This is a genomic window from Leisingera coralii, assembly GCF_049056525.1.
Classification (GTDB): Bacteria; Pseudomonadota; Alphaproteobacteria; order Rhodobacterales; family Rhodobacteraceae; genus Leisingera; species Leisingera coralii.
Genome location: NZ_JBHUPT010000090.1, coordinates 24,624 through 34,203, shown reverse-complemented (window position 1 = coordinate 34,203; position 9,580 = coordinate 24,624). Strand labels below are relative to the sequence as shown.

7 protein-coding genes are annotated in these 9,580 nt (G+C 65.6%); 3 read left to right on the top strand and 4 right to left on the bottom strand.

Features of this window, described 5'->3' with window-relative positions; translation table 11 throughout:
* Window positions 1–183: 183 nt before the first annotated feature.
* Window positions 184–1,299 carry a Do family serine endopeptidase gene (locus ACFMBG_RS22395; protein ID WP_421056886.1) on the bottom strand — a complete coding sequence of 372 codons (1,116 nt, stop codon included), beginning with the start codon at window positions 1,297–1,299 and terminating at the stop codon, window positions 184–186.
* 143 nt (window positions 1,300–1,442) lie between these two features.
* Between ACFMBG_RS22395 and ACFMBG_RS22390 the strand changes: the two genes are divergently transcribed.
* Complete coding sequence (locus ACFMBG_RS22390; RefSeq protein WP_421056885.1) at window positions 1,443–2,114, top strand: winged helix-turn-helix domain-containing protein; 672 nt, start codon at window positions 1,443–1,445, stop codon at window positions 2,112–2,114.
* The gene (locus ACFMBG_RS22385; RefSeq protein WP_421056884.1) at window positions 2,104–3,468 is read left to right on the top strand and encodes a sensor histidine kinase; all 1,365 of its coding nucleotides are present in this window, start codon (window positions 2,104–2,106) and stop codon (window positions 3,466–3,468) included. The genes ACFMBG_RS22390 and ACFMBG_RS22385 overlap by 11 nt, the downstream gene beginning before the upstream one ends.
* Here ACFMBG_RS22385 and pdxR read toward each other — a convergent pair.
* Window positions 3,465–4,955 (bottom strand): MocR-like pyridoxine biosynthesis transcription factor PdxR, encoded by a 1,491-nt coding sequence (pdxR, locus tag ACFMBG_RS22380; RefSeq protein ID WP_421056883.1) that lies wholly within the window; start codon window positions 4,953–4,955, stop codon window positions 3,465–3,467. The genes ACFMBG_RS22385 and pdxR overlap by 4 nt on opposite strands.
* Before the next feature lie 118 nt (window positions 4,956–5,073).
* Here pdxR and ACFMBG_RS22375 point away from each other — a divergent pair, with 118 nt between their 5' ends.
* Window positions 5,074–6,324: a uroporphyrinogen decarboxylase family protein gene (locus tag ACFMBG_RS22375; protein WP_421056882.1), complete on the top strand. Its 1,251-nt coding sequence runs from the start codon at window positions 5,074–5,076 to the stop codon at window positions 6,322–6,324.
* Window positions 6,325–6,593: 269 nt separating this feature from the next.
* On the opposite strand, the gene guaD is transcribed toward ACFMBG_RS22375, so the two are convergent.
* Both guaD and ACFMBG_RS22365 read right to left on the bottom strand, forming a co-directional pair.
* Window positions 6,594–7,898, bottom strand: coding sequence for a guanine deaminase (guaD, locus tag ACFMBG_RS22370; protein ID WP_421056881.1), 1,305 nt, complete (start codon window positions 7,896–7,898; stop codon window positions 6,594–6,596).
* A 75-nt stretch (window positions 7,899–7,973) separates the two neighbouring features.
* Window positions 7,974–9,569, bottom strand: coding sequence for a xanthine/uracil/vitamin C permease (locus ACFMBG_RS22365; RefSeq protein ID WP_421056880.1), 1,596 nt, complete (start codon window positions 9,567–9,569; stop codon window positions 7,974–7,976).
* Between the last annotated feature and the right edge of the window lie 11 nt (window positions 9,570–9,580).

Here is a 9,580-nt window from a genome sequence, read left to right as displayed (position 1 = left end):
CGGCGTCAAGGAAGGCGTCATCGAAGCCATGAAGTTCTTCACAAACGTCAAGACATACTCCCTCCCATGGCCGGAATAAAACAGGACCCGCCGGGGGCTTGACCCGCAACCGGGGGATCAACTGCGGATACCCCTGCCGGTCCTCCGGCAGGGGTGAAGTTTTTGCGCTGGATGCGGATCAGATCAGGCGTCCTGGCCGGACCGGTCGCCCAAAGTCACATCCAGGGTGACTTCCTTGCCCTGGCGCAGCACCTCGATCTGCGCCGCCTCGCCCGGAGCATTCATCGCAACCGCTGCGGTCAGATCGCGCAGCTCATTGACGTCAGCCCCGTCAAAGCGCAGCACCACGTCGCCGGCCCTGAGGCCCGCCTCAGCCGCCGGGCTGTCCGCCACGACGGTTTCGATCACCACGCCCTTGCCGGCCTCGCGGCCCAGCACGTTGGCAGCGTCCTCCGACAGCGGCTTGATCTGCACGCCCAGCCAGCCGCGGGTGATCTCGCCGTCATCTTCCAGGTCGGCAACGATCTTCTGCACCATGTCCGAAGGCACCGCAAAACCGATCCCGACCGAGCCGCCGCCGGGCGAATAGATCGCGGTGTTCACCCCCACGACCTCGCCTTCGGCATTGAACAGCGGCCCGCCGGAGTTGCCGCGGTTGATCGCCGCATCGGTCTGGATGAAGTCGTCAAACGGGCCGGAGTTGATGTTGCGCGAGGTGGCCGAGACGATGCCCGAGGTCACCGTGCCCGACAGGCCGAACGGGCTGCCCATGGCGAGCACCTCATCGCCGACCCGCAGCGCTTCGGAGGAGCCGAATTCCACCGCCGGCAGCGGCGCGTCCGTTTCCACCTTGAGCAAGGCGATATCGGTCAGCGGGTCAGTGCCGACAACGGTGGCGTCATGCACGCTGCCGTCGGCCAGGGTCACGGTCACCGTCTGGGCTTTGTCAATGACGTGGTTATTGGTGACGATCAGCCCCTCTTCGGCAATCACAAAGCCGGAGCCTGCGCCTTTCATCGGGCGGCTGTCCGGCTGCTGCGGCAGGCGGCCGCCAAAGCGGCGCATGAAGTCTTCCATGAACTGGTCATTCGGGAAGGCCTGCCGGTCCGACATGGGCTGCGCCTTGCCGGTGACCTCGACATAGACAACGGCGGGGGCGACCGTCTCGACCAGATCGGCATAGCCGCCGGCAGGCACCGCCAGCGCAGGGGCCGGGGCCATCGCGAACATGGCAGCGGCTGAGGCGGCGGCGGTCAGGCCAAGGGCAAATCTCTTGGGGGCGGTGGCAGGATTGGACATCTTCGTCTCCTTGCGTTGAAGTGATGCAAGCCAGATGGAGGGCCTGGATTTCAACCGCCTGACGTCTTCTATACAGATCTGTAATGTGCGCAGAGTGGCCGTCCGGTGTATCACCGGGCTGGTGGAAACTCGGGGGGAAGGCCTTGAAAATCCTGGTGATCGAAGATGACGCCACCACCGGGCCTTATGTGCAGGCGGGTCTGCGCGAGGAAGGGCATACCGCCGATCTCGTCACCGACGGGCGCGAGGGGCTGCTGCAGGCCACCGCGGCAGACTATGACGTGCTGATCATCGATCGGATGCTGCCCGGCCTGGACGGGCTGAGCCTGATCAAAACCCTGCGCGGCGCCGGCGTGCGCACACCGGCCATCATGCTGACGGCGCTGAGCGGCGTGAATGACCGGATCGAGGGGCTGGAGGCCGGGGCGGATGACTACCTGGTCAAACCCTTTGCCTTTGGCGAGCTGGCCGCCCGCGTCGCCGCTCTGGCCCGCCGCCCGGGCCTGCAGGAGCAGGAGACGGTGCTGCGGGCGGGCGATTTGGAGATGGATCTGATCCGCCGCAAGGTAACCCGCGCGGGCCAGGAGATCGAGCTGCTGCCGCGCGAATTCCGCCTGCTGGAGCATCTGTTGCGCCGCAAGGGCCGGGTGCAGACCCGCACCATGCTGCTGGAGGCGGTCTGGGACATCAGCTTTGATCCGCAGACCAATGTGGTGGAGACCCATATCTCCCGCCTGCGGGCCAAGGTCGACAAGCCCTTCAGCACCGAGCTGATCGAAACCGTGCGCGGCGCGGGGTACCGGATTGCCGGCTGACCTCCTCAGCCGGGCGCGGGTGCTGCTGCGCTCCTCGCCGATGCGGCAGTCGCTGTGGCTGTCGCTGCTGTTTGTTGCGGCCAGCTCGATCAGCCTTGGCATCACCTATTACGTGGCCCAGGGAGCTCAGCGGCAGGCGATCGAGCAGAGCCTGACACAGGACATGGCAGGTTACCGCGCCACGCCCTCCGCCGCGGCTCTGGCGGCGCTGGTCAATGCCGAAACCCGCGAAACCGACCCGCAGCGCCGCCTGCTCAGCTACCGCCGCCCCGGCGGCCGGGTGGTGGCTGGCAATGCGGCGATCATGCAGCAGCAGGAGGGGTTCCGGGTGGTGGCGCTGGGGCCGGAGCCGGTGGAAATTTCCGGCCGCTTCATCTCGCTCAGCGAATACATCCACGGCGGGCTGCTGACCGTGGCACAAAACGCCAAACCGCTGGACGACCTGCGCCAGACGTTCTTGTGGGTGTTCCTGTTCAGCCTGCTGCCTGCCACAGCCCTGGCGGTTCTGGGCGGGGTGCTGCTGGCGCGCCTTTCAGCCCGTTCGCTGAGAGGGATCGAGCGCACGCTGGCGGCGCTGACCTCCGGCGACCTTGGCGCGCGGGTGCCGGAGAGCGGGCAGACGCATGGCGATATCACCCGCATCGGCCGCAGCGTGAACCGCATGGCGCAGGCGCAGCAGCAGGCGACCGAGGCGCTGCGGCAGGTTTCGGCGGACATCGCGCATGACCTGAAAACCCCGATCCAGCGGGTGGCGGTGCAGCTCACCCGCCTGCAAGAGGTGCCGGACCTGCCGGAAGAGGCGCAGGCGCTGGCAGACAAGGCGCTGGAGGAAACCCGCGGCATCACCAGCACCTTCCAGGCGCTCTTGCAGATCGCCCAGCTGGAAGACGGCGCCCCGCGGTCGCGGTTCGAGGCGGTGGATCTGTGCGAAGTCGCCGCCACCTTTGCCGAGATCTATGAGCCCGCGGCAGAGGAGCAGAACCGTACCCTCAGCCTCAGCCTGCCGGAGGCGCCGGTCACCGTCACCGGAGACCGCGCCCTGCTCGGCCAGCTGCTGGCCAACCTGATCGAAAATGCGCTGCGCCATACTCCCGAAGGCACCGCCATCAGCCTGTCGCTGCGCCAGGAGGGGGCAGCGGCGGTTCTGTCGGTGCGCGACCACGGCCCCGGCATCCCCGAGGCGGAGCACCAGAAGGTGCTGCGCCGCCTCTACCGGCTGGAGCGGAGCCGGACCACGCCGGGCAGCGGCCTGGGGCTGAGTCTGGTGGCGGCGATTGCCGGGTTGCACGGGGCCACGCTGCGCCTGTCCGATGCCAAGCCCGGCCTGCGGGTCGAGGTGGCTTTCCCCGTCTAACCCGCGGCAGCCAGCCCTTTCAGCACCTCCGCCAGGCGCTTGACCAGCCGCGGGATCACCCGCTCATCCACCCCGGAAAACCCGAGCACAAGCGCAGGCCGTTCCAGCGGCTCGATGCAGTAGACCGAGATCGGCAGCGAGTCGATGCCCGCCTCCAGCAGCGCTTCGTGGGCGGCCTGATCGTCAATCCCGTGCTTCAGCCAGGCCACCATATGCATCCCGGCATCGGTGCGCTGCGGCTCCAGCCACGCCGCGCAGTGCTGGCTGAGCGCCTCGAACAGCACATCCCGGCGGCTGCGGTACAGGCGGCGCATCTTGCGGATATGCTCGGTGAACCGCCCGTCCTCCATGAACCGCGCCATCGCCTCCTCCACCACGGCAGAGGAGTTCTGCCCCAACAGGTTGCGCGCGGTAGCAAAGGTTCCGGTAAACTCCGGCGGCACCACCACATAGCCCAGCCGCATCGCCGCAAACATCGATTTGGAAAAGGTGCCCGCGTAAAACACCCTCCGCGCGCTGTCCAAGGCGCTGAGCGCAGGCAGCGGCCGGCCGCGGTAACGGAACTCGCTGTCGTAATCGTCCTCGATGATCCAGGCGCCGTTCTCCTGCGCATAAGCCAGCAGCGCCAGCCGCCGCCCCAGGCTCATGGTGGTGCCCAGGGGCTGCTGATGCGACGGCGTGGTGAAAATCAGCGCAGGTTTCGGGTGGCGGGCGATGGCGTGGTCGAGGTCCAGCCCCTCGGCATCGACGGGCACCGGCGCCACATTGGCGCCCATGATCTGCATCACGTCGCGCCCGGCGATATGGCCGGGGTTTTCGTACCAGACCGTATCCCCTTGGTTCAGCAGCACAAAGGCAATCAGAACAAAGGCCTGCTGCGCGCCGGAGGTGATGATCACCCGCTCCGCCTCAACCTTCATGCCGCGTGCATCCGCCAGATGGCGGGCAATCGCCGCGCGCAGATCCGCGTTGCCGTTCACCTGCCCGTAACTGAGGCTGCGGCGCGCGTCCCGGGCCATCGCCTCCGCCATGTATTTCTGCCAGAGCCTGGCCGGGAACTGGTCCAGCGCCGGCACGCCGGGCCGGAACGGCGCCGTCTCGCCATAACGCGCGACGGATTTCGAGGCCGCGATGGCCCGCGCCCGGTCCGAAATCCCGACACCCGCAGGCGTCCCCCGGCGGCGCGGGGTGCGGACCTTGGGGAAGGCCTCGGTATCCAGCCCGTCCGCAACAAAGGTGCCGGCCCCGGTCTTTGCCTGGGCATAGCCCTCGGCGATGATCTGTTCATAGACGTTTTTGACCGTGATCCGCGAAATCCCCAGCTCCTGCGCCAGTTCCCGGGTCGAGGGCAGCTTTTGCCCCGGCGCCAGGGATCCGTCCAGGATCAGCCGCCGCAGGGAGGCATCCAGCTGCCGGTAAATCGGCACCTTGGACTCGCGTTCGATAGTGAACCCTTGCAGCAGCGCGCCGCCCGGTGATTTCGGCATCTCTAAATGGGCCTATAGATGGATCTATAACGGGTATATTTGATGTGCCCATTTCTGGATAGCCTCAATCCCATCCGGCGCGGCCGCGCCACGGGTTCACAGTGCTTGAGGCGGATCCATGACCAGACTTGAAGACTACGCATTCCCCAAGGGGCTGGACCTTCTGCGGGCCTGGCAAGCGGGCGATGCAGAGGCCAAAGAAGAGATGAAACGGGTGTTCGACGCCGCCATCGCCGGGGAGTTTGACGCGAATTTCGCCCAAAAGGCCGACCCGGGCCGTGTCAACTGCACCGCCTCGGTGCATATGCTGGCGCTGGCGGTGCTGAACGATCTCTACGGCATCGAGACCCGCGAATACTACCACGAGGACCCCTGCCGCTATGTCCGCGCCAACCTCGCGGTCAGCCGTCTGCTGGGAGTGAACAAGTTCTACATCACCTGGGCGCTTTACGCCTGGACCTGCGAGCCGCTGGGTCAGACCATGATGTACCCCGACAAGTATCCGCCGGGCGCCGACCCGGACGATATGCTGATCAGCAAGGACAATTGGCGCAGCCTCAAGACCCCGGATTTCACCACCGGCGTGCCGCTGGCGATCACCAATATCCTGCGGGTGCACGAGGAGCTGACCGGGCTGCCGCCGCTGCTGCAGATCACCGCGCCCTACAGCCTGGCCGCCGACATCTACGGGCAGGAGCCGCTGCTGTCGGACGTGGTGAACGACCCGGACGAGGTGAACGCGCTGCTGGATCACCTGGGCGACGTTGTGCTCGGCCCGTGGATGGATCACCATATCGCCACCTTCCCGAACGGCTGGATTGAACTCTCAGACGCCTCCGGCTCGCCCTTCTTTATCGGGCCGGAGAACTGCAAGAACATGTCGATCCGTTCGATCCGCCACATGCTGCGGGACAAGCCCTATGCGGACCGGGTGTTCGACAACAACTATCGCGGCGATCACGTGGCGCTGGCCAGGAAGAAGGACCGCCGCTCCCGCCGTCGCGGTACTGAGACCAGCGCCACGGCAGCGCCTGCATGCGCGCCCTCGGAGAACCCGGCATTGCTGGAGCTGACCGAGGCCAAGGTCAGCGTGAACCCGGTCTTCATCATGCGGCTGGCCGCGGACAAGGTGGATATTTCGTTCTACGAAAGCCAAGCAATCGCCCGCAACATGCCGCTGACCTCAGGCATCGGCTCCCCCGAGATCGACCGCAACAGTATCGAGGATCTGGACGCGGCCAAGGAAGAGACACGCGCGATGGCCCGCGCCATGTGGCCGCCATCCGCAACGTTTGCGCCCATGTGGACCTGCCTGCGGACAACCACGTCAGCCAAGCCTGGCCCAGCCACATCTATTTCGAGGACGTGAACCTGCACACGCAATTCGACCTGGTGGAGATCCTCCTGGAGGAGGTCTATGGCGCGGACCCGATCCGGCGCAGGGTTTGAGCGTTTCACTGCCTGCCGGGACTCCTCTGCCCGGCGGAATTGGACCGGCCCATGGGCCGGTCTTTTTTGTGGATCCGGTTTCTCATCCGGGGGAGCCGGAATTCTGCGAGAATTCCGGCCAGGAAAAATCGATTTTTCCTGGCCGTTTTCCGCTGCCGGAAAACGGCGCCTGGATCTGCCGGCGTCTCACTATGCCGCCGGTTTCATCGGCTTGCCGGCCACATAGGTCTGCGCGATGGAACGGTCGTCGCCCAGGGTCTGCAGGATGAACAGCTCCTCGGACAGGGTTTCCGCCCGCTGCATCCGCAGGTCCATCGCGTGGGTGGCGCGTGAATCGAGCACCACGATATCGGCTTCGGTGCCCGCTTCCAGCGTGCCCACCTTATCCTCCAGCCCCAGCGCCACCGCATTGCCGCGGGTGATCCAGTGGAAGGCGCGCAGCGGGTGCAGCTTCTGGTTCTGCAGCTGCAGGACCTTGTAGCCCTCGTTCAGGGTCTGCAGCATCGAATAGCTGGTGCCCGCGCCGATGTCAGTGGCAATCGCATTGGTGATGCCGCGGCTCCGCAGGCCCGCATCGTCAAACAGCCCGCTGCCCAGGAACAGGTTGGAGGTCGGGCAGAACACCGGCTTGGCCTTGGTCTCGGCCAGCGCATCGATCTCGCGCGGCTGCAGGTGGATCGAGTGGCCCAGCAGCATTTTCGGCGTCAGCAGCCCGTAGGACTGGTAGACGTCCAGATAGTCCCGCGCCTGCGGATAGAGCTCGGCGGTAAAGGCGATCTCGTCGTGGTTTTCCGACAGGTGGGTCTGCACGTAGCAGTCCGGGTGCTCCTTCACCAGCGCACCGGCCATCTCCATCTGACCGGGGGTGGAGGTGATGGCAAACCGCGGGGTGATCGCATAGAGGCCGCGGCCCTTGCCGTGGTACTTCGCAATCAGCTCCTTGGTGTCGTCATAGCCGCTGACCGGCGTGTCCAGCAGGCCCTCGGGCGCGTTGCGGTCCATCAGGACCTTGCCGCCGATCATCCGCATGTTGCGGCGGGCGGCCTCGTCGAAATAGGCTTCGGCCGAGGTCTTGTGGACCGAGCAATAGGCCACCGCGGTGGTGGTGCCGTGGCTGGTCAAGAGGTCAAAGAAATGCCCGGCCATTTCAGCACTGTGGCCTGCGTCGGCAAAACGGGTTTCCTCGGGGAAAGTATAGTTGTTCAGCCACTCCAGCAGCTGCGAGCCCCAGGAGGCGATCACCTGCACCTGCGGGAAATGCAGATGGGTGTCGATAAAGCCGGCCATCAGGATGTTCGGGCGGTGGTCGATCACCTCGGCGCCTGCCGCCTGCTGGGCGAGGTCGCCATAGCTGCCCTTGGCCAGGATCATGCCGTCCGCGACCAGCAGCGCGCCGTCCTCGATGAACTCATAGGCGCTGGTGTCCTCAGCGCTTTGCGGTTCGGCGGTGAAGGAAAGCACCCGCCCGCGCAGCAGCGTCTGTTTCGATGTCATGTCTTTGTTGTCCTTGCTTCGCAGGCAGGGGGCGCGCAGGCCCCCTGCCCATTATTATTTGGGTATCGTTTGGGATTATTCGCCCGCCGGCAGGTGCGGCACATGGGGTTTCGCACCGTCCTCCGGCTCTTCCTCATGCTCATCCGCCTTGTGGAAGATCGGATAGATGAACAGGAAGCCGGCCGCGATCAGGTAGCCCAGGGCGATGCCGTTGAACTCCGGCCAATGCAGGCTGGCAGAGTGGATCACGCCGACCAGCGACATCACCGCCGCCGCCAGGGCAAAGCCGCCCGCGTTGCGGAAATCGCCGTCGATCACGCTGGCCACGATGGCGCCCCAGATCAGGCCGGTCAGGATGGCACCCTGGCTAAGCGCCAGATGGCCCTCGTAATGCGCGCCCTGCTGCAGCAGCGCTGCGGTCAGCTCCGGGTCGCCCAGCTGCGCCATGCCGGTGGCACCCAATGCCCCCAGGGCTCCGGCCAGCGCCCCCCATTTCACCACCAGGAAGGCAGAGACATGCGGCATCATCGCGATGGTCACGGCGGCGATGTGGTCGGTCTTCACCGAATGCGCGGTATTGGTCACCAGGCTCAGCGCCACGAACACCAGCACCGGCGCGGCTGCGGCCACGGGGATCAGGTTGTTGAGGAACGCCAAGAGGCCGAAGAAGGCAGCAATGGGGATCACCAGGCCAACGCCAATGATATAGCCCGAACGCGCGCCCATCCGCTTATAGGCCGGGTGGCCGATGTAGGCGGTGGTCGGGAAGGGCGAACCGAAGACCGCACCGATCATGGTGCCGACGCCATCAGTCACCTGGCAGACGCCAACCGGGTAGTGATCGCCCGCGGCTTCGGCGCTTTCGACGTTGTTCATGGTTTCGATGAAGTTGTAGATCTGCACCGGCACCAGAACCAGGAACAGCTCCGGGTTGGCAAACAGGTGCTGGATACCGGCAATCAGGTCACCGAAGTAGGGGACCGGCAGGTAGACGCCGACGCCATCGAAGGAGACCGAGGCCTCGCCCATGCCAAGCGCGACAACGGTACCCACGATCAGCGCCAGCAGACCGGCGGGAATGTTGAACGGCAGCCGGTGGCGGCCGACCAGGCCCCACAGGATGATGATCATCGAGGCAAAGCCGATGAACGGATTCTCGAAAATCGTCGCCAGCGGCACGGTGCCGATGAACACCAGCGCAATACCGCACAAGGTGCCCAGCATACCGGCGCGCGGGGTCACCCGCTTGAGCCAGGGACCGACAATCGCGCCCATCGCGGCAACGATGCCGCCCATGAAGCCGGCGCCGATGCCCACCTGCCAGGCCAGCATGGCGTCATTGGTGGACCAGTAGATCGGCCCGATCACGCCGAACAGATAGACGAACATGACGGGCGTCGAGATGCCATAGGGCAGCGCGGTCACGTCGCGCCCCTCTTTCTCGGCGATGTGCTTGGCCAGCCAGGTGTAGACCGCGATACCGGCCAGGATCGCCACCGCGGCGCCGGGCACGATGCGGCCGAACACGATGTCGGCAGGCATCTGGAACACAAACTGACAGATGCCCGAAAGCACGATCAGGTTGATCAGGTTGTCGGTGAACAGCGCCCAGAATGCACTGAAGTCATTCCGCGCGAACAGTTTGTACGTATAGCTCCGCCCTGTGGTCATGGCGGCCTCCT